The organism is Deinococcus sp. LM3 (assembly GCF_002017875.1).
Lineage (GTDB): Bacteria > Deinococcota > Deinococci > Deinococcales > Deinococcaceae > Deinococcus.
Map to the genome: position 1 here is coordinate 33,740 of NZ_MUFV01000002.1, position 19,619 is coordinate 53,358.

General features: G+C 71.6%; 14 protein-coding genes. 8 read left to right on the forward strand and 6 right to left on the reverse strand.

Annotation, left to right across the window (positions count from 1 at the left end; all coding sequences use genetic code 11):
* Positions 1-29 precede the first annotated feature (29 nt).
* Positions 30-1,868, forward strand: a complete 1,839-nt coding sequence (locus BXU09_RS14520; RefSeq protein ID WP_078305076.1) for a PTS fructose-like transporter subunit IIB — start codon at positions 30-32, stop codon at positions 1,866-1,868.
* Positions 1,869-1,956: 88 nt separating this feature from the next.
* Here the strand turns inward: BXU09_RS14520 and BXU09_RS14525 are convergent, their stop codons facing one another.
* The 4 genes from BXU09_RS14525 to BXU09_RS14540 are packed head-to-tail and all read right to left on the reverse strand — an operon-like array spanning position 1,957 to position 5,903.
* Positions 1,957-2,970, reverse strand: a complete 1,014-nt coding sequence (locus BXU09_RS14525) for a serine hydrolase (RefSeq protein WP_240501379.1) — start codon at positions 2,968-2,970, stop codon at positions 1,957-1,959.
* Between the two features lies 1 nt (position 2,971).
* The gene (locus tag BXU09_RS14530) at positions 2,972-3,919 is read right to left on the reverse strand and encodes an N-acetylmuramic acid 6-phosphate etherase (RefSeq protein WP_078305077.1); all 948 of its coding nucleotides are present in this window, start codon (positions 3,917-3,919) and stop codon (positions 2,972-2,974) included.
* Complete coding sequence (locus BXU09_RS14535) at positions 3,916-5,130, reverse strand: anhydro-N-acetylmuramic acid kinase (RefSeq protein ID WP_276205847.1); 1,215 nt, start codon at positions 5,128-5,130, stop codon at positions 3,916-3,918. Before BXU09_RS14535 ends, BXU09_RS14530 begins: the two co-directional genes overlap by 4 nt.
* On the reverse strand, positions 5,127-5,903 hold the full coding sequence (locus tag BXU09_RS14540) for a GntR family transcriptional regulator (RefSeq protein ID WP_144012246.1): 777 nt from the start codon (positions 5,901-5,903) through the stop codon (positions 5,127-5,129). Before BXU09_RS14540 ends, BXU09_RS14535 begins: the two co-directional genes overlap by 4 nt.
* A gap of 169 nt (positions 5,904-6,072) precedes the next feature.
* On the opposite strand from BXU09_RS14540, the gene BXU09_RS14545 reads away from it, so the two are divergent.
* The 6 genes from BXU09_RS14545 (at position 6,073) to BXU09_RS14570 (ending at position 14,852) form a co-directional block, all read left to right on the forward strand.
* Complete coding sequence (locus BXU09_RS14545; protein ID WP_078305079.1) at positions 6,073-7,845, forward strand: ABC transporter substrate-binding protein; 1,773 nt, start codon at positions 6,073-6,075, stop codon at positions 7,843-7,845.
* Positions 7,846-8,177: 332 nt separating this feature from the next.
* Positions 8,178-9,149 carry an ABC transporter permease gene (locus BXU09_RS14550; RefSeq protein WP_078305080.1) on the forward strand — a complete coding sequence of 324 codons (972 nt, stop codon included), beginning with the start codon at positions 8,178-8,180 and terminating at the stop codon, positions 9,147-9,149.
* Positions 9,146-10,255: an ABC transporter permease gene (locus BXU09_RS14555; RefSeq protein ID WP_078305081.1), complete on the forward strand. Its 1,110-nt coding sequence runs from the start codon at positions 9,146-9,148 to the stop codon at positions 10,253-10,255. The genes BXU09_RS14550 and BXU09_RS14555 overlap by 4 nt, the downstream gene beginning before the upstream one ends.
* 104 nt (positions 10,256-10,359) lie before the next feature.
* Positions 10,360-12,123: an ABC transporter substrate-binding protein gene (locus BXU09_RS14560; RefSeq protein WP_078305082.1), complete on the forward strand. Its 1,764-nt coding sequence runs from the start codon at positions 10,360-10,362 to the stop codon at positions 12,121-12,123.
* A gap of 11 nt (positions 12,124-12,134) precedes the next feature.
* On the forward strand, positions 12,135-13,259 hold the full coding sequence (locus tag BXU09_RS14565; RefSeq protein WP_078305321.1) for a DUF1343 domain-containing protein: 1,125 nt from the start codon (positions 12,135-12,137) through the stop codon (positions 13,257-13,259).
* 21 nt (positions 13,260-13,280) lie between these two features.
* Positions 13,281-14,852, forward strand: coding sequence for a family 10 glycosylhydrolase (locus tag BXU09_RS14570; protein ID WP_078305083.1), 1,572 nt, complete (start codon positions 13,281-13,283; stop codon positions 14,850-14,852).
* Positions 14,853-15,189: 337 nt separating this feature from the next.
* On the opposite strand, the gene BXU09_RS14575 is transcribed toward BXU09_RS14570, so the two are convergent.
* Positions 15,190-17,433: a GGDEF domain-containing phosphodiesterase gene (locus BXU09_RS14575; RefSeq protein ID WP_144012248.1), complete on the reverse strand. Its 2,244-nt coding sequence runs from the start codon at positions 17,431-17,433 to the stop codon at positions 15,190-15,192.
* Between the two features lie 233 nt (positions 17,434-17,666).
* Here BXU09_RS14575 and BXU09_RS14580 point away from each other — a divergent pair, with 233 nt between their 5' ends.
* Positions 17,667-19,376 carry a diguanylate cyclase gene (locus tag BXU09_RS14580; protein WP_078305085.1) on the forward strand — a complete coding sequence of 570 codons (1,710 nt, stop codon included), beginning with the start codon at positions 17,667-17,669 and terminating at the stop codon, positions 19,374-19,376.
* 11 nt (positions 19,377-19,387) lie between these two features.
* On the opposite strand, the gene BXU09_RS21965 is transcribed toward BXU09_RS14580, so the two are convergent.
* A complete protein-coding gene (locus BXU09_RS21965) occupies positions 19,388-19,516 on the reverse strand; it encodes a hypothetical protein (RefSeq protein WP_255674888.1) in 129 nt (42 codons plus the stop codon).
* Positions 19,517-19,619 lie beyond the last annotated feature (103 nt).

Genomic DNA, 19,619 nt, shown 5'->3' on the forward strand with positions numbered 1-19,619 from the left:
TTTCCAGTTCCGTCCACAGGAGTTCCCCCATGGCTAACATCGTCGCAGTCACGGCCTGCCCCACCGGCATCGCCCACACCTTCATGGCCGCCGAGGCGCTGCGCCGCGCCGCCCAGGCCGCCGGTCATACCCTGCGGGTCGAGACGCAGGGCAGCGTCGGCACGCAGGACGCCCTGAGCGCCGCCGAGATCGCCGCCGCCGACGCCGTGATCCTCGCCGCCGACGTGAACGTCGACGAGGGGCGCTTCGCCGGGAAGATCATCATCCGCGCCAGCACCCGCGAGGTCATCGCGGACGCCGCCGCCCTGATCACCCGCGCCGCGACCGGCAGCTCCGCCCCGGCCCCCACGCCCGCTCCCGCCACGGCCTCCACGGGCGGCCCGCTGCACGTGGTCGGCATCACCGCCTGCCCCACCGGGATCGCGCACACCTTCATGGCCGCCGAGGGCCTGGAAGGCGGCGCGAAGAAACTCGGGCACACCGTCAAGATCGAGACGCAGGGCAGCGTCGGCGCCGGCAACGCCCTGACACCCGACGACATCGCCCGCGCGGATCTGGTCGTCATTGCCGCCGACACGAACGTGGACCTGAGCCGCTTTACCGGTAAGCGCGTGTACGTGACCGGCACCAAACCCGCCATCCGTGACGGCGCGGCCGTCGTGACGACCGCCCTCGCCCAGGCGACCGTGCACGGCGGGCCGGCCGGCGGCGGCGCGGCGGCCGGCAACCCCGACTTCGTGGCGCAGGCCGCCGCCGCGAAGGCCAGCAAGAACGCGGGCGTGCCCGCCTTCTACAAGCACCTGATGACCGGCGTGTCGCACATGCTTCCGTTCGTGGTCGCGGGCGGCCTGCTGATCGCCCTGGCGTTCGCCATCGGCTCATTCCAGTTCGGGGATCAGGGCATCTTCATCTACGAGGACAAGTACGCCGGCACGCTCGGCAACACCCTGTTCAAGATCGGCGCGAACGGCGCGTTCGGTCTGTTCGTGCCGGTCCTCGCCGGGTACATCGCGTTCTCGATCGCCGACCGGCCCGGCCTCGCGCCCGGCATGATCGGCGGCTTCCTCGCCGGCCTGACCGGCAGCGGCTTCCTGGGCGGCATCATCGCGGGCTTCCTGGCCGGGTACGTCGTGCTGTGGCTGACCCGTTCCATCCGGCTGCCCCGCACCCTCGAGGGCCTGAAACCCACGCTGCTGCTGCCGCTGCTGGGCACCCTGGCCGTGGGCCTGCTGATGATGTTCGTGATCGGCCAGCCTGTCGCGGCCGCCCTGACCGGCCTGACCACCTGGCTGCAGGGCCTGGGCAACACCAGCGCCGGCCTGCTGGGCGCGCTGCTGGGCGCCATGATGGCCTTCGACATGGGCGGCCCGATCAACAAGGCCGCGTACACCTTCAGCACCGGCCTGCTGGGCGCCAAGGTGTACGGCCCCATCGCGGCCGTCATGGCGGCCGGCATGACCCCGCCGCTGGCGCTGTTCCTGGCGACGCTGGTCTTCAAAAACCGCTTCACGAAGGACGAGGTCGAGGCCGGCAAGGCGGCCGGCGTGCTGGGCGTGTCGTTCATCACCGAGGGCGCCATTCCCTTCGCGGCCCGTGACCCGCTGCGCGTCATTCCGGCCCTGATGGCCGGCAGCGCCGCCGCCGGCGCGATCAGCATGGCGGCCGGGTGCCTGCTGCGCGCCCCGCACGGCGGGATCTTCGTGCTGTTCATCCCGAACGCCGTGACGAACCTGCCCATGTACGTGGTCGCCATCCTGGCCGGCACCGTGGTCAGCACCGTCATGCTGGGCATCCTGAAAAAACCCCTCGGCGCCGACGGCCTGCCCCTCGTGAAGGGCGTGCCCCAGGCCGTGAACGCCGCCGACTGAAGACGGACGCAAGCAGCGGGGGAGAGGGAGGTCACACGCGCCGGTGTGGCCTCCCTCTCCCGTATGCCCGCTCCCGTATGCGCTGCGCTCAGGGCGCGGCCAGGGCTGCCTGGAGGGTGTTGCCCACGGCGCGGCGCAGGCCCTGAATGTCGAAGGGCGTGTGCCGGGTCGGGTGAACGCGGTTGGTGAGCAGCACCCAGGCGAGGCCGTGGCCGGGGTCCACCCACAGGCCGGTGCCGGTGAAGCCGGTGTGCCCGGCCGCCTGCGGGCTGCACAGGCTGCCGCCGCTCCAGCCGGGGCAGGCGTGCACGAACGCCAGGGTGCGTTCCGGCGCGTGCGGGCGCAGGGCCAGGGCCTGCGCGGCGGCCGGGAGCCACCCGCCGCGCAGCAGCCGTTCGGCCTGATCCAGCACGCCGTCCAGTGTGCCGAACAGCCCGGCGTGCCCGGCGACCCCGCCGAGCGCGGCGGCGTTCTCGTCGTGCGTCTCGCCGGTCAGGAGCCGGCCGCGCCACGCGCAGACCTCGGTGGAGACGGTGCGGGCCGGGTCCGGCGTGAAGGTCAGGCCCGCGTCCAGCGTGAAGTCGCTCAGGAGCTGCCCGCGCGCGCGTTCCAGCACGCGGCCCAGCAGCACGTACCCCAGGTCCGAGTAGCGGACCGGGCCGGGCTCCGTGACCTCCCAGGGTTCCTGCAGGAAGCGGGCGCGGATGGTCCCGGGGTCGCCCCAGGTGTACAGGGGCGTCCAGGCGCCCAGCCCGGCGGTGTGCGTCAGGAGCTGGCGGGGCGTGCGTCCGTGCAGCGGCGTGTCCTGCATCCACGCCAGGTCCGGCAGCAGCCGGGACAGCGGGTCGTCGAGGTCCAGCAGGCCGTCCCCGGCGGCGCGCAGGATTTCACGGGCGGTCAGCAGCGGCTTGGTGAGGCTGGCCAGGTCCCACCAGTCCCCGCCGCTCAGCGGGGGGGCGTCGGGCGCGTGGCGGGGGCGGCCCAGGTGCAGCGTGACGCGCTCCCCGGCGGCGCTCACCACGCCGAGCGCGGCGGCGGACGGGCCCTGCGGGTCCTGCACGGCCGCGTCCAGCAGCGCGCGGGTGCGGGCCGGGACGATCACGTCAGGCCTCGCCCAGCGCGGTGCGGGCGTGACCGTGCGCGGCGTCCAGTCGGCGGGTCGCCTCGGCGGCGCTGACGCCCAGGCGCAGGGCGACCACCGCGACCTTCACCTGACCCCCGGCGTCCAGCAGGGCGGCGCGGGCGTCGGGTTCCGGGGCGCGCGTGGCGTACATGACCAGCCGCAGCGCGCGGCCCTCGAGTTTCTCGTTGCTGGCGCGCAGGTCCACCATCAGGTTGCCGTACACCTTGCCCAGCCGGACCATCAGGGCGCTCGAGAGGCTGTTCAGCGCGATCTTCTGCGCGGTTCCGGCTTTCAGGCGGGTGCTGCCGCTGATGATTTCCGGGCCGGTGTCGAGCAGCACGGCGCATTCGGCCTCGCGCAGCAGCGGCGTGTCCGGGTTGTTCGACAGGCCGATCGTGAGCGCCCCGGCCTGCCGCGCGGCGTGCAGCGCGCCCAGCACGTACGGCGTGGTGCCGCTGGCGGCCACGCCGATCAGCACGTCGTCCGGGCCGATGCCGGTGGCCCGCACGTCGCGCTCACCGGCCGCGCGGTCGTCCTCGGCGCCCTCGACGGCGCTGCGGATGGCGCGCTCCCCTCCGGCGATCAGCGGCACGGCCCGTTCGGGCGGCCACGAGAAGGTGGGCGTGAGTTCCGTGGCGTCCAGCACGCACAGGCGGCCGCTGGTGCCGGCCCCGGCGTACACCAGCCGCCCGCCGCGTTCCAGGCGGGGCAGCGCGGCGGCGGCGGCGCCGGCCAGGGCGGGCGCGGCGCGGCGCGCGGCCTGCACGGCGCCCAGCTGATCGTCGGTCAGGACGTCCAGCAGGTCGCCCAGCGGCAGCCGGTCGAGGTCCGGGTGGTCCGGGTGGACGCCCTCGGTGCGGCGCGGGTCGGCCGTGGCCCCGCCGGGCTGGGTGGTCGGATCGGGGGAGGGAACGTCAGCGTGCGTCATGGGCGGTCTCCTGCGGGGGCGTGAGGGGGGGCGGGCGTCCACTTGCCGCACAGGGCGGCGTGGCGCGCGCCGGTGGTGTGCGGCAGGGTGTTCGGCCAGCCCTGAGCGTGGGCGTAGCCCAGGAACGCGAAGGCGGCGGCCTCGCGGGTGGCGTCCGTGAAGCCCCGGTCCTCCCAGCCCACGTCCCGGAAGGTGCGCAGCGGGACGGGCAGCGCCTCGCGCAGCGCCCGCATCAGCGCCGGGTTGCGGGCGCCGCCGCCCGCCACGACGACCTCCCCGGGCGGGGCGTTCAGGAAGCGCAGCGCGGCGGCGACCGAGCGGGCGCTCAGGGCGGTGGCGGTCGCGGCGAGGTCCGGCAGGCTCAGGGGCGGCGCGTCCAGGCGGTCGAGGGTCCAGACCTCGCGGCCCGTGGCCTTGGGGGGCCGCTGCGCGAGTTCCGGGTGCGCCAGCCAGCGGTCCAGGGTGGGCGCGTGGACCTGCCCGGCGGCGGCCAGCGCGCCGCCCTCGTCGTGGGTCTGTCCGGCGCGGGCGGCGATCTCGTCGAGCAGGCAGTTGGCGGGGCCGGTGTCGAAGGCCTGCACCGCGCCGGGGTCCAGGCCCGGCAGCAGCGTGACGTTGGCGATGCCGCCCAGGTTCAGCACGGCGCGGGTCACGCCCGGCTGCGCCAGCAGCGCCCAGTCCGCGAACGGCACGAGCGGCGCGCCCACGCCCCCGGCGGCCAGGTCGGCGGGCCGGAAGTCCGAGACGACCGGGCGGCCGGTGCGGGCGGCGATCACGGCGGCCTCGCCGAGTTGCAGGGTGGCGGGCCGCGCCCAGCCGCGCGCCGGGTCGGGCCGGGGATGATGCTGCACGGTCTGGCCGTGGCTGGCGATCAGGTCGGCCTGCGCGGCGTGCGGCGCGGCCGCCGCGGCCAGCGCCTCCCCCAGCTGCCAGTGCAGCTGTGTCAGGTCGGCGGTGCTCGCCTCGCCGCGCATGGCGGCCAGCACGGCGCCGCGCAGGGCGGGCGGGTACGGCGTGAAGGTGTGGGCGATCACCTGCCCGCGCGGGGCGTCACCCAGCCGGGCCAGGGCCGGCATGGGGGACCCGCCGCGTTCCGCGCCGCCCACGCCGCCCAGGGCGGGCCAGCCGGGCAGTTCGAGCAGCGCGGCGTCGATGCCGTCGGCGCTGGTGCCGCTCATCAGGCCCAGCACGCGCGGCGGGCGGGAGTTCACCGGGCGTCTCCGCGCAGTTCCATCACGAAGTCGTAGCGGTCGCCGCGGTAGTGGGCGCGGGCGTACTCGATGGGGCGGCCGCCCTCGAGCCACGAGACGCGGTCGGTGGCGAGCAGCGCCGCGCCCACGCTGACGCCCAGCAGCGGCGCGAGGTGCAGGTCGGCGTTCACGGCGCGCAGGTGGCGGATCGCGCGGACCGGGCTCAGGCCGCGCGCCTGCAGCAGGGCGTACAGGCTGGCGTCCTGCACGGCGCGCTCGTCGAGTTCCCCGACGAGCGAGGCGGGCAGGGTGGAGTCCTCGATGGCCAGCGCCTCGCCGTCGGCGGTGCGCAGGCGGCGCAGGCGGTACACGGTCTCGTTGGGGGACAGGGCGAGGCTCATGGCCTCGTGGGCGGTGGGGCGGGCGCGTTCGAAGCTCAGGACCCGCGCGCCGGGTGTCTGACCGCGCGAGCGGACGTCCTCGGAGAACGAGGCGAGCAGCGACAGTGGGCGGCTGGGCAGGTCGCCGGGCTGGGCGGGCGGCGTGACGAAGGTGCCGCTGCCGTGCCGGCGGGACAGCAGGCCCTGCTGGGAGAGCAGCGCGAGCGCCTGACGGACCGTGACGCGTGAGACGCCCAGCGTGGCGGCCAGGTCGCGCTCGGCGGGCAGGGCGCTGCCGCGCCGCAGCTGGCCGCTCTCGATCCGGTGGGCGAGGCCCTGGGCGACCTGGACGTAGACGGGTGTGGCGCTCCCGGTGTCCAGCGGGATGGCCCAGGTGGAGATGGGTTCTGGCATCCCCACGAACATACCACCCTCATACCAATTTGCAACAGGGTTGCAAGTGGACAACAAGTGGTATTAGGCTAGCAGGGTAAGAAACAACCCACTTCCGCGCCCCGCCTCATACTCCCCTGACACGGCCCCACCCAGGCGGCCGGCCGAACGCCACGCACCGGAGGATTCCATGACCCGATCCAACCGCCCCGCCCGCACCGCCGCCCTGTCCCTGGTCACCCTGGCCCTGCTCGGCGGCGCCCTCGCCGCGCCCAAGAAGGTCAGCGGCTACGGCAGCCTGGGCGTCACCGACGGCAAACCCGGCGGCACGTACACCCTGCCGCTCGGCGACAGCCCCCAGAGCCTGTTCTACTACGGCGTCATCGACAACAACCTCGGCCTGATCTCGCAGCAGCTGTTCGACGGCCTGCTCGAATTCAACTACGCCACCTACAAACTCGAGCCCGCACTCGCCGAGAGCTACGCGGTCAGCGAGGGCGGCCGGACCTACACCTTCAAGCTGCGCCAGGGCGTCAAGTGGAGCGACGGTCAGACCTTCGACGCCGACGACGTCGTGTTCACCTTCAAGAACATGATCATGAACCCCGAGGCGCGCGCCGGGGACGCCGCGAGCTTCAAACTCGACGGCAAACCCGTCGAGATCAGCCGCGTCAACCAGTACACGGTCCGGTTCGAACTGCCGCGCCCCAGCCCCGCGTTCCTGCTGCAGATGCGCTCGTTCATCATGCCCAAGCACAAGCTGCTGAAGTATTCCGTCGAGGGCGGTGCCAAGGCCAGCGACATCAACGGCGCGTGGCCCACCAACGTCGCCGAGAGCGAGGTCGTCGGCACCGGCCCCTTCCGGCTCGCCACGTACACCGCCGGGCAGAAGGTCACCCTGACCCGCAACCCCAACTACTGGAAGGTGGACGGCAAGGGCACCAAACTCCCGTACCTCGACCGCCTGGAATTCCTGGTGATCCGCGACCCGCAGGCGCAGGTGGCGCAGTTCCTGGCCGGCAACCTCGACCAGCTCAACATCAGCGGCGCGCAGTTCCCGGACCTGAAACAGAAGGAAGTGTCCGGCGCGCCCTTCCGCGTCACGCGCTCCACCGCCCTGTTCGGCAGCCCGCCCTTCGTCGCGTACAACTTCGACGCCAAGGACCCCGCCCTGGCGAAACTGTTCAGCGACGTACGCTTCCGCCGCGCCATGCAGGGCGTGCTCAACCGCGAACGCATCATCGACACGGTCTACAACGGCCTGGCCAGCCTGCCGGGTCACGGCGTCGCGCCCGTCAACAAGGACTGGTACGCGAACACCAAACCGCAGCTCGGCAGCTTCAACGTGGCGGCCGCCGGACAGGCCCTCGACGCGCTCGGCCTGAAGAGCAAGAACAGCGCCGGCATCCGCCTGCTCCCGAACGGTAGGCCCCTGGAATTCGACCTGACCTACGGCACCGACTCCAGCACCTACCCCGCCATGGCCACCATCATCCAGAGCGACTTCGCCAAGGTCGGCGTGAAAGTCAACCTGCGCGGCATCCTGAGCAGCAAACTGCTCTCCACCGGCCAGAGCGGCGACTGGGAGATGATCCTGCACGCCTTCGGCGACCAGCCGGACCCGGAACTGCGTAAACCCATCTGGCAGCCCGGCGGCGCGCTGTACTACTGGCACCGCAGCCTCCAGCCCGCCCGTGACGGCGACAAACCCAACGTCGCGAAGATGACCGGCTGGGAAAAGGAGATCTACACCATCTTCGAGGATGCCGCCACCACCACCAGCGCCAGCGCCCGTAAGGCCCTGTACACCCGCTGGCAGCTGCTGTTCGCGCAGAACCTCCCGGTCACACCCATCGCCAAGCCCGAGAACATCGGCGCGGTCAGCAACAAATACGGCAACTACATCTACAACCTCGGCGTGATCCCCGGCTACAACCCCGTCCCGCTGATCTACCAGAAGTGACCCGGCCTCCATCCCCGGCCCCTTTCTCCTGACCGGCCCGTTCTCCTGACTGGGCCGCCCCCCGGCACCGGCGGGCGGGGCAGGCCCTGACACGGATTCCGTTTGTTTCGCTGACAATCCGGAAATTCACCGGATTGCCAGCTCCGCGTCCGGAACCCGCTTGACTCCCACTCGCATCCGCTCGGATCGAACGGCTTTGCAAGCCATTCAATCGGAGTCCGTATGACACGGCCCGCCCCGGCACGCACTCACGCCTTCATTCCACCACCGGGAGTTCCGCCCTTGATCCACCCTGTCCCGCCTTCACGGCCCCCCGCGCGCCGCGCCCGCCCATGCTGACGTACACCCTGCGCCGCATCCTGGGCATGATTCCCACCCTGCTGCTGATCAGCGTCGTGTGCTTCACGGTGATCCAGCTGCAACCGGGCTCGTTCCTCGACCAGTACCTCGAAGATCCGCGCGTCACCAAAGAAACCGTGGCGAGCGTCACCCGCCAGCTGGGCCTGGACCAGCCGCTGTGGGTGCAGTACCTCACCTGGATCAAGGGGATCGTCACGCAGGGCGACTTCGGGTACTCCTTCGTGAACGGCCGCCCCGTCTCCAGCCTGATCTGGGAGCGGCTCGGCTGGACGGTGTTCCTGGCCCTGCTGACCCTGATCGTCTCCTGGGCGATCGCCGTGCCGCTGGGCATCTACACCGCCCTGAACCGCTACAGCAAACGCTCGGTCGCCCTGAACTTCTTCGGGTACGTCAGCCTCGCCACGCCGGACTTCCTGGTGGCGCTGCTGCTGATCGCGCTCGTCCTGAACATGGGCGGCACGAACGTCGGGGGCCTGTTCAGCCCGCAGTTCATCGACGCCCCCTGGAGCGGCGCGAAGGTCATGGACCTGCTGGGCCACCTGTGGATTCCCATGATCGCCATCGGCCTGGAAGGCGTGGCGGGCCTGATGCGCCAGATGCGGGCCTCCATGCTCGACGTGATCGGCCAGGACTACGTCCGCACCGCCCGCGCCAAGGGCCTCGCCGGACGGCGGGTCCTGTGGAAACACGCGGTCCGCAACGCCGTCAACCCGCTGATCAGCCTCGCGGGCCTGAGCCTGCCCAGCCTGATCTCGGGGACGATCATCGCCAGCATCGTCCTGAACCTGCCCACCATCGGCCCGTTCCTGTACGACAGCCTGCTGAACAAGGACCAGTACGTCGCCATGACCCTGCTGCTGTTCAGCGCGCTGCTGCTGCTGATCGGGAACCTGCTCTCGGACCTGGCGCTCGCCTGGGCCGACCCGCGCGTGAGGTTCGAATGACCGCCCTGAGCGCGCCCCAGGAGGTCCGGCAGACGCCGCTCGGCATGGCCCTGCGCCGCTTCCGCCGCAACCGCCTGGGTGTCCTGAGCGCCTGGGTGCTGGCCGCCCTGTACACGGTGGCGCTGCTCGCCGGGTTCCTCGCGCCGTACTCCATCACCGCGCAGCACGAGGAGTACCCCTACCAGCGCCCGCAACCCATCCACATCGTCCACGAGGGCAAACTCATGCGTCCGTTCGTGTACGGCTTCACGAAGCAGCGCGATCCCGTCACGTTCCTGAGCACCTTCAGCGAGGACCGCAGCCGCCCGCTGCCGATCCTGCTGTTCGTGCGCGGCGACGACGCGGCCGAATCCGCGTACAACTTCCTGGGCGTGTTCCGCAGCCAGTGGCACCTGTTCGGTGTGAAAGGCGGCTACTACTTCCCGCTCGGCACCGACAAGTTCGGACGGGACCTGCTGTCCCGCACCCTGGTCGGCTCGCAGGTCAGCCTGACGGTCGGCGTGATCGGCATCCTGATCTCGTTCTCCATCGGGATCGTGCTGGGCGGCGTCAGCGGTTACTTCGGCGGCTGGGTCGACAACCTGATCCAGCGGCTGGTCGAGGTGCTGCTGTCCTTCCCGCGCCTGCCGATCCTGCTGGCGCTGTCCACCATCATCCCGGCCCGCTGGCCCAGCACCTGGGTGTACCTGGGCATCGTGGCGGTTCTCGCGCTGATCGGCTGGGCCGGACTGGCCCGCGTGGTGCGCGGTCAGGTCATGAGTGCCCGCACCGTGGACTACGTGCAGGCCGCCCGCGCGCTGGGCAGCAGCGACCTGCGCGTGATCCTGCGGCACATCATGCCCAACCTCAGTTCCTTCCTGATCGTGACCGCCACGCTGGCCCTGCCCGGCTACATCCTGGGCGAGAGCGCCCTGAGTTTCCTGGGCCTGGGCATCAAGGAACCCATGACCAGCTGGGGCCTGCTACTGAAAGACGCGCAGAACTTCGAGACCCTCAACCTGTACCCCTGGCTGCTGCTGCCCGGCGTGCTGATCGTGATCTCCGTGCTGGCCTTCAACTTCATGGGCGACGCCCTGCGCGACGCCGCCGACACCCAGAGCCGCTGACCGAGCGCCGGCGCCCGCCGAGGGTGCCGGCAAGGTCCCCCTCCTCCCGACTTCCCCCGTCTTCCCGCTCTCTACTTTTCCACTTCCCCCTGGAGGTTCAGACCATGCCCACCCGCTCCCTGCCCGCCCACCTGAGCGCCCTCACGGCACTCCTCGCCCTGGCCGCCTTGCCTACCGCCGCCGCGCAGGGCAAGGCCAACGTGCCCGCCTCGCTGTTCCAGACCACCGGCAAACGCGGCGGCACCCTGACCCTGCCGCTCGTCAGCAGCCCCCAGAGCTTCAACTACTTCGCGGTGCTCGACAACAACTCGTACACGGTCATGAACAACGTCCTCGACCGCCTGATCACCCTGGACCCCCAGACGAACAAGTTGTACCCCGCCCTGGCCGAATCGTGGACCTTCGCGCCGGATGGCCGCAGCGCCGTCCTGAAACTCCGGCGCGGCGTGAAATGGAGCGACGGCCAGGACTTCAATGCCGACGACGTGCTGTTCACCCTGAACGACGTCGCCGCGAACACCGGCCTGAAAGCCAACCAGTCCGCCGTGTTCCGCGTCGGCCGGGACCCCCTGACCTTCGCGAAGGTGGACGCCTACACCGTGAAGGTCAGCGCGCCCCGCCCGTACGGCGCGATGCTGCAGGCCCTGACCTTCGTGCCGATCCTCCCGCAACACAAACTCGCGCGCTTCAACCCGCAGCGCGACCCGGACGGCTTCATGAAGGCCTGGGCGACGAACACGCCCCTGAAAGACATCGTGGGCACCGGGCCGTTCATGCTCAGCAGCTACACCGTCGACCAGAAGGTCACGCTGACCCGCAACCCGCACTCGTGGCGGCGCGACCCGGCCGGCACGCAACTGCCGTACATGGACCGCCTGGAGTACCTGATCATCAAGAGCCCGGACGCGCAGATCGCGTCGTTCCGGGCCGGGCAGCTGGACTCCGCGCCCATCACCGGCGCGCAGTTCCCGGACCTGAAACGCCAGGAGGTGGCCGGCGCGAACTTCCGCGTGGTGCGTGGCGTCGGCCTGAACAACCCCCCGGTCCACTGGGCGCTGAACCAGGACAGCCGCGACCCCTGGCTGAAAAAGGCCTTCAGCGACCTGCGGTTCCGCGAGGCCATGCAGTTCGCCGTGAACCGCGAACGCATCATCGACACGGTCTTCAACGGGCTGGCCAGCCTGCCCGGTCACGGCGTCGCCCCCATCAGCGAGTGGTACACGAACACCCGCGGGTACCTGGGCGGCTACAACCTCCAGAAGGCCGCCGTGCGCCTCGACAGCCTCGGGTACCGCGACACCAACCGCGACGGCATCCGCAACTTCCCCGGCGGCGGCCCGAACGTCGAATTCAACGTTCTGCACGCTGCCGACAGCGCCACCATGCCCGGCATCGGCACGATCCTCCAGAGCGACCTCGCGCGGATCGGCGTGAAGGTGAACCTGCAGGGCATCACGGGCAGCACCGTCCTGTCCACCGCCCTGAGCGGCAACTTCGAATCGGTGCTGTCCACCTTCGGGGACCAGCCGGACCCGCAGCTGCGCAAGGACATCTGGCAGCCCGGCGGCGCGCTGCACTACTGGCGCCGCAGCCTGCAACCCGCGCAGGAGGGCGGCGTGCCCAACCTCGCCGCCATGACCCCCAGCGAGCGGCGCACCTACGACATCTTCGCGCAGGCCGAGGCGCTCGGGAACCAGGCGCAGCGCCGCAAGCTCTACAACGAGTGGCAACTGCTGTTCGCGAAGAACCTGCCGGTCATCCTGATCGCCAAGCCCGACTCGGTCGCGGCGTTCCACGCCCGCATCGGCAACTACTACGTCGGGGGCGGCGCGGTCATCAGCAGCAACTACTCCGTCTTCGAGCGGTGAACGCCGCGCAGATGCACGCCTCCCCTCCGGATGGTCCGCGCGTCGGGCTGGAGCACCTGCTGGCCCGGCCCGGGCAGGCCGCCGGGTGGGGCCGCACCGGACTGCTCACCAACCCCAGCGGCGTCACCCGTGACCTCACGCCGGCCGCCGTGGCCCTCGCCCGCGCCGGACTGACCCCCGAACGCCTGTTCGGTCCCGAACACGGCGTGGACGGCAGCGGCGCCCCGGGCGAGGCCCCGGAACTCGAACGGGACGCCGCGAGCGGCCTGCCCACCACCGTCCTGTACCACCTGAGCGCCGAGGAGACCGCCCGCCGCCTCGCGGGCCTCGACACCCTGATCGTGGATCTGCAGGACGTCGGCGTGCGCTTCTACACCTACGTCAGCACCGTCCGTGACGTCCTGCGCGCCGCGCGCCTCCGCCCGCTGCGGATCGTGATCCTCGACCGGCCCAACCCGCTGGGCTTCACGGTCGAGGGGCCGCTGCTCGACCCGGCCTTCGAATCGTACGTGGGCATCAGCGCCCAGCTGCCGCTGCGCCACGGCCTGACCATCGGCGAGGTCACCCGCGTCCTCGCCGCCGCCGAGGGCGTCCCCGTCCACGTGATCCCCACCGACGCCCCGGACGCCTGGCACCCGCAGCGGCCCTGGGTACCGCCCAGCCCGAACCTGCCGGACCTCGACGCGACCGCCCTGTACCCCGCCGGGGCGCTCGTGGAGGCCCTCGACGCCAGCGAGGGACGCGGCACTGCCCTCCCGTTCCGGCTGTTCGGCGCGCCCGGCCTGGACGCCCAGGCCCTCGCCGCGCGCCTGAACGCCCTGAACCTGGGCGTCACCGCCCGCCCCGCCCACTTCACGCCCACCACCAGCAAACACGCCGGGCAACGCTGCGCCGGCGTGCACCTGCACCGCACCGGCCCCACCGGCGACCTGCTGCCGCTCGGGCTGGCCCTGCTGACCGCCCTGGAAGAACAGGGCGCCGCCCGCAACGCCGACTGGCTGCAGAAACTCCTGGGCGTCCCGTCCGGCGACCTGCCCGCCACGCCCGGAGCGGCCCTGCACGCCGCCGCCGCGTGGCAGGCCGCCGCCCGCGCGCACGCCCGCACCCTGCGGCCCCACCACCTCTACGCCCGCTGATCCCACCCGAGGAGCGCCCGTATGCCCAGACCCGCCTCCGCACTGCCCGTCCCCGCCCGCCGCCTGCCCGCTTCCATCAGGACCACCGCGCTGCTGTCCGGGGCGCTGCTGCTCGCTCCGGTGCTGCTCGCCGGCTGCGCCGGCACCAGCGACCCCGCCCCGACTGCCCCGCGCGGAGAACTGCGCGGCCTGTGGGTGGACGCCTTCGGCCCTGGCCTGAAAACCCCCGCCGAGATCGACACGCTGATCCGCGACGCCCGCGCCATGAACGTGAACGTCCTGTTCGCCCAGATCGGCCGGCGCGGCGACTGCTACTGCAACCGGGCCGCCATGCCCCGCACCGACGACCCGGCCGTCCCACCCGGCTTCGACCCGCTCGACGACCTGCTGCTCAAGGCGCATGCGCACGGCATTCAGGTGCACGCCTGGATCATCACGACCGCCCTGTGGAACTCGGCCACGCCGCCCCGCGATCCCGCCCACGCCTTCCACGCGCACGGCCCCGCCGCCAGCGGGCGCGACTTCTGGCTGACCGTCAAGGCCGACGGCAGCACCCGCGGCGGCGCCGACTGGGTGATGGATCCCGGCCATCCGGACGCCGCCGCGTACATCCGCGAGATGTACGTCTCGGTCGCCCGGAACTACCCCGTGGACGGCGTGCAGTTCGACCGGGTCCGTTACCCGGACTACAACCCGGCCGGCGGTCCCGGCCAGTGGGGTTACAACCCGACCGCGCTCGAACGCTACCGCGCCGAGACCGGCCAGACCGGCACGCCCGACCCCGGCGATCCCAGCTGGACCGCGTGGCGGCAGCAGCAGGTCACCAACCTCGTGCGCGAAACCGCCCTGGCGGTCAAGGCTGTCCGGCCCGACATCAGCGTGAACGCCGCCACCATCACCTACGGCGCCGGCCCGGCCGACGAGGCCGCCTTCGCCGCCTCCCGCACCGCCCTGGAAGTGCAGCAGGACTGGCTCACCTGGGTCCGCGAGGGCTACCTGGACCTGAACGTCATGATGAACTACAAGCGCGATTTCGTGCCGGATCAGGCGCTGTGGTTCGGGCAGTGGAACGCCTTCGCCGCCCGGCTGCGCGCCGCGTACCCGCACGCCGCGCAGGTCAGCGGGGCCGCCATCTACCTGAACGATCAGGCGAGCAGCGTCACGCAGGTCCGCAAGACCCTGGACGCCGGCCTGGATGGCTGGGCCGGGTACTCGTACCGCACGCCGGACCTGGACGTGAACGCCGGGAAGCGCACGCAGGCGCAGGTGTTCCCGGAACTGGCCGCCCGACTCACCGCGCCCGGCGCTCCTTTCGAACGGCCCGTCCCCTGGACGAAGCCCGACCCGCGTCAGCTGCGCGCCCTGAGCGGCCGCGTGACCGTCAGCGGTGACCTGCCCCCCGGCGGACACGAGGTCACGCTGCGCGCCGCCGACGGACAGGTCGTGGCCCGCACCCAGACTGACGGAGCAGGCCAGTACGGGTTCCTGCGCGTCCCCGCCGGGACCGTCACCGTGCAGGCCGGCACCGGCAGTCTCACCGCCCGCGCCGCCGACGGACAGGTGCTGCGCCTTCCGGACCTGCCCGTGAACTGATACGGACTGCCGTCTGTTTCGCTGGCAGATCGGAACACCACCGATCTGCCAGCTCCACGCCCGGAGCCCGTTTTTCTCCTACTCGCTCTGCTGCGCAGCTCTACGAGTCCGCTCGGATTGAACGGGCTTTGCCGCCCATTCAATCGGAGTCCGTATGACCCGCACGCCGGTCGAGGTGGCCTGCGGGGTCACCCGGCCGGTTCATACGGATTCCGTTTGTTTCGCCGACAATCCGGAACTTCACCGGATTGCCGGCTCCACGTCCGGAACCCGCCCCGCTCCCACTCGCTTCGCTCGGATTGAATGGGCTTTGCAGCCCATTCAATCGGAGTCCGTATCAGTGGTGGGGCGCGTTCAGGTTCAGTTGCTGCGGGGACTGCGGGCGGGCCAGCAGGAAGCCCTGCACGTGCGCGCAGCCGCAGGCCTGCACGAAGCTGAGTTCCTCGGGTAGCTCGACGCCCTCTGCGACGACCACGAAGCCCAGTTCCAGGCCCAGGTGGACGACGCTGCGCAGCAGCACCTGCCGGCGCGGGTCGAGATGCACGCCCTGGACGAGCAGCCGGTCGAGTTTCAGGAAGTCGATCGGCAGCTGGCTCAGCAGCGCGAGACTGGAGTACCCGGTGCCGAAATCGTCCAGGGCGATGCGGGCCCCCAGCGCTTTCAGGGCGTGCAGTTGCCGCGTCACGCTGGGCAGGTCCTGCGCGGCGACCGCCTCGGTGACTTCCAGGGTCAGCCAGCGTGGGTCCGCGCCGGTCCGGTGCAGGGCGTCGCGCACCACGTCCGGGAAGGTGCCGCTGCTGAACTGCGTGACGCTGACGTTCACGTTCACGCTCAGGGGCGCGCGGCGGCGGGCGTTCCAGCGGACCGCCTGACACAGCGCTTCGCGCAGCACGAACGTGCCCAGGTCGTTGATCAGGCCGCTGCTCTCGGCGACCGGGATGAACTCGGCGGGACTGACGGTGCCCAGCACGGGGTCCTGCCAGCGCAGCAGGGCTTCGAGTGACCGGATCTCGCGTTGCGGGACCGCCATGACCGGCTGGTAGTGGACGCTGAGCGTACCGGTCGCCACGGCGCGTTGCAGGCATTCTTCCAGCCGCAGTCGCCGCTCGACGTCGGCGGCCATGACCGGCTCGAAGCGGCGCGCGGCGGGGCTGTGCCCGGTGTGCTTGAGGGCGAGGTCGGCGTGACGCAGCAGCTCGGCCGGGGTTCGGCCGTCTTCCGGATGCAGCGCGTACCCCAGCCGGAACGTGACGTGCACCGCCTGTCCGTCCAGGTCGAAGGTGCCGTTCAGGCGGTCCAGGAGTTGCGCGGCCCACTGGCCGGCCGGGTCGTCGGACCGGTCCGTTTCACCCGGCGACTCCGGACCCACCAGCGACTCCGGACCTGACAGCAACTCCGGGCCGGCGGGTTCCGGCGGGCCGGGCCGGGTGAGCAGCAGCAGGAACTCGTGTTCCGTCAGGTGCGCGGCCACACCACGGTCGCTCACGGCGTCTTCGAGTCGCTGGGCGACCAGCTGGATCAGGCGGTCGGCGCCCTGCCTTCCGATCCGGTCGAGCAGATTCGGGAAGTTGTGCAGGGTGAGGATCATCACGGCGGTGGGCGGCGGTGGCCGCTCGCCGCACAGCTGTTTGAGCAGAGTCGTCACCTGTCGTCGGTTGGGAAGTCCGGTCAGCGGGTCGTGCAGCGCCTGCGCTTCGAGCTGCCGCTGCAGCAGGTAACTGGCGGTCACGTCCGTGAACGACACGACCGCTCCCGCCTGCTGCCCACCTTCGAGCAGCGGAATGGCGTTCAGGGACGCGATGATCCACTCGCCGTCCGGCCGCGTGAACAGCACCTGCGTGTCGTGCACCGTGACGCCGGTCCGCAGGGCCTGCACGGCCGGGTACGCCCCGGTGGGCAGCGGGAATCCGGCCGGGTCCATCAGTTTCCACGCGGGGTCGAACACGTTCGGGAACTCCCGCAGGTCCGTCAGGCCCGTGATGCGGTGCGCGGCGGCGTTCGCCTGAACGGGGCGGCCACTCAGGTCGACCAGCATCACGCCTTCCTCGAGGACTTCCAGCATGGTCGCCGCCTGCGCCTCACTGCTGCGCAGGGCCCGCAGCAGCTGCGCGCGTTGCAGGGCCGGCAGCACCTGACGGCCCAGCCGCTGCAGCCCGGCCAGCTGCGCGTCCCCGAGGCCGTGAGGTGCGTACAGCGCCAGCAGCGCCACCGGGCCGTCCCGGTCATGCACGGGCACGATCACCGTCCCGCTCAGGTCGCCTGCCTGGGGGGCGGCAGTCAGCGGGACGCTGATCGTGTCGCCCAGCCGGAAGGGCCGGTCAGCGTGCATGGCGGCCGCGAAGGCGCTGCCGTCCATGAGGGTGATCTCCGGCAGGCGGTTCAGGACCGCGGCAGGGACGTGCTGCGTGCACAGCACCTGAAAGGGCCCGCCGTCCCGGCCGGTCATGGCGAGCAGGCCGCCCCACGCTCCCGCGTACCGCAGGATGTCCAGAAGGACCTGCTGCTGAATCTGACCGGGGTCGTGCAGGGCTTCCAGGGCCGTCAGGCCCGTCTCCCAGTTCGGTGAAGATTCGTTACTCATCAGGTGGCCTCGCGAGAAAGGAACGGCGACCAGGGACACGCTCCCTGTCCGGACAGTCGGGCCAGACGCCCATCACGGGGAAAAGGACCACGACGAGTCTAACCGACCGGTCCCGGCCAGGGTGTGCAGTTTCCGCGCTGTACGCTCACGGAACCTTGGGGGCTGCACCCGCCGTAGCATGAAGCGTCCCTCTGCGCGCGCCAGTCCGTCAGGGCGTACTGTCAGCCGTAGAGATGAACGGTTCCGGTCGCGCCGAGCATCCCGGATCGCAGGCCCTGCCGACCGGGACGCCCGGTGTGCTGGAGCGGCTGGCGCAGCTGGGTGAACTGCTGGACGGTCCGGCTGACCTGACCGATATTCAGGCCGCCGCTGCGACCCTGCTCGGTGAGGCGCTGCGTGCCGATCTGATCGTCCAGTCAGGCGGCGGGCGGCCGCTGTGGGCCGTCTGCGCCGAGCTGAGCGCCGCTCCCTTGCCGGAGGGAGCAGTGACGCTGGCGTTCACGGTGCCCTGCTGCGAGAGTGCCGAGTGGCTGGCTGTCCGGCAGGACCCGCAGCGGCCCTGGACGGCGCAGGATCAGGCGCTGCTCCGGACGCTGGGTCAGCTGCTGCGGCAGATCGAGGTGCGCCGGCAGCAGCGCCGCACGGTCGAGGCGCTGGAGCGTCAGTTGCAGCTCGCCCTGAACACCGCGCCGCTGCTGCTGTGGGCGGCCGATCCGGACGGCACGGTGCAACTGGCCGCCGGGCGGGGACTGGCGGCGCTGCACCTGCGGGCCGGGCAGCTGGAAGGCCGGTCCATCCACGACCTGCTCAGCGGCGTTCCCAGGGTCCCGGATCTCGTGCGCCGCGCGCAGCAGGGGGAGACCGTGAACGACCTCGTGCAGGTCGGGCCGCGCACCTTCGAGTCCTGGTACCTGCCGCTGCCGCCCCCGGACCGGCCGGGCAGCGTGCTGGGCATCGGCTACGACGTGACGGAACTGCTGGAGTCCAGGCAGGCGGCCCAGACGGCGCAGCGGCAGGCGGAAACCCTGCTGAAGCTCTCGCGGGTGCTGGACGACCAGCAGACCCTCAGCCGCGCCGCGCAGGACGTCCTGGCGCTGATCGTCACGCATTTCGGGTCCGGCTGGGCGGCGCTGTGGACGCACGTGCCCGGCTGGTTCCGGCTGATCGTCACGCACGGTGACGCGCCGCCCGCCCTGCAGGCCTTTCAGGAACGCGGCATTCCGGACTCGGACCGGTACGGGCAGGCGCTGCTGGCCGGTCAGGCCGTCTTCCTGTCCGGGGAGCAGCTGCCCGGCGCGGTGCGCGCCCTGGGCCTGCAGGCCGCCGCGATGATGCCCGTCACGCTGGACGCCGTGACCGGCCCGCGCATCCTCACGGTGTACCGTTCGGATCCGCCCGTCTGGACGGACAGCGAACGTGACATGCTGTTCGCCGCCGCGCGGACCGTGCAGGTCGCGCACCGCCGTCTGGAATCCCTGCAACGCCTGCAGACCGAGGCGGCCACGGACCCGCTGACGGGCCTGGGGAACCGCCGTGCGTTCGAACGGGCGCTGCGGGATTCCCTGCAGGCCGGGCCGTGCCTGCTGATCTCCACGGACCTCGACGGTCTGAAACGCGTCAACGACACCGAGGGCCACCCGCGCGGCGACGCCCTGCTGCGCGCCTTCGCGTCGGCGCTGCGCGCGACCTTCCAGCCCGGCGCGTCGGTGTTCCGGCTGGGCGGGGACGAGTTCATGGTCATCGTGCCCGGAGTGCCTGCCATCGCCTGGGCGCTCGGCGGCGTGGTCCGCGCGGCCCGGTCGGTGCAGCAGGCGGGATTCGGCGGCGCTTCTGCCAGTGCCGGCGTGGCCCGCGCACCGGACGAGGCGCAGACGGCCGGTGACCTGATTCACCTGAGTGACGCCCGCATGTACGACATGAAAGCCGCCCGCCGCCTTCCCTGACGGCCTGGGCGTCAGCTGCCGGGGCGGATCAGGGCGAACAGCAGCAGGACGTTCACGCACAGCAGCACGTTCGACAGGTGCACCACCCAGCGGTCATCACGTTGCCGCCAGTCCTTGCGTTTTTTGCTTCTTCGGGCCATCGGTGCGCGAAGGTAGCACCCGCCGGGCCGCGCCCACTGCGAAAAAACCGGCACTCCGGCCCACCCGGTGGGGAGGGTGGTCGCCCGGCCCTCCGGCCGTAAC

Bases quoted from the DNA above. Each gene is read 5' to 3' on its own strand.
- BXU09_RS14520 (WP_078305076.1), top strand. From the start codon at position 30: ATGGCTAACATCGTCGCAGTCACGGCCTGCCCCACCGGCATCGCCCAC.
- BXU09_RS14530 (WP_078305077.1), bottom strand. From the start codon at position 3,919: ATGACGCACGCTGACGTTCCCTCCCCCGATCCGACCACCCAGCCCGGC.
- BXU09_RS14540 (WP_144012246.1), bottom strand. From the start codon at position 5,903: ATGCCAGAACCCATCTCCACCTGGGCCATCCCGCTGGACACCGGGAGC.
- BXU09_RS14545 (WP_078305079.1), top strand. From the start codon at position 6,073: ATGACCCGATCCAACCGCCCCGCCCGCACCGCCGCCCTGTCCCTGGTC.
- BXU09_RS14550 (WP_078305080.1), top strand. From the start codon at position 8,178: ATGCTGACGTACACCCTGCGCCGCATCCTGGGCATGATTCCCACCCTG.
- BXU09_RS14555 (WP_078305081.1), top strand. From the start codon at position 9,146: ATGACCGCCCTGAGCGCGCCCCAGGAGGTCCGGCAGACGCCGCTCGGC.
- BXU09_RS14560 (WP_078305082.1), top strand. From the start codon at position 10,360: ATGCCCACCCGCTCCCTGCCCGCCCACCTGAGCGCCCTCACGGCACTC.
- BXU09_RS14565 (WP_078305321.1), top strand. From the start codon at position 12,135: ATGCACGCCTCCCCTCCGGATGGTCCGCGCGTCGGGCTGGAGCACCTG.
- BXU09_RS14570 (WP_078305083.1), top strand. From the start codon at position 13,281: ATGCCCAGACCCGCCTCCGCACTGCCCGTCCCCGCCCGCCGCCTGCCC.
- BXU09_RS14575 (WP_144012248.1), bottom strand. From the start codon at position 17,433: ATGAGTAACGAATCTTCACCGAACTGGGAGACGGGCCTGACGGCCCTG.
- BXU09_RS14580 (WP_078305085.1), top strand. From the start codon at position 17,667: ATGAACGGTTCCGGTCGCGCCGAGCATCCCGGATCGCAGGCCCTGCCG.
- BXU09_RS21965 (WP_255674888.1), bottom strand. From the start codon at position 19,516: ATGGCCCGAAGAAGCAAAAAACGCAAGGACTGGCGGCAACGTGATGAC.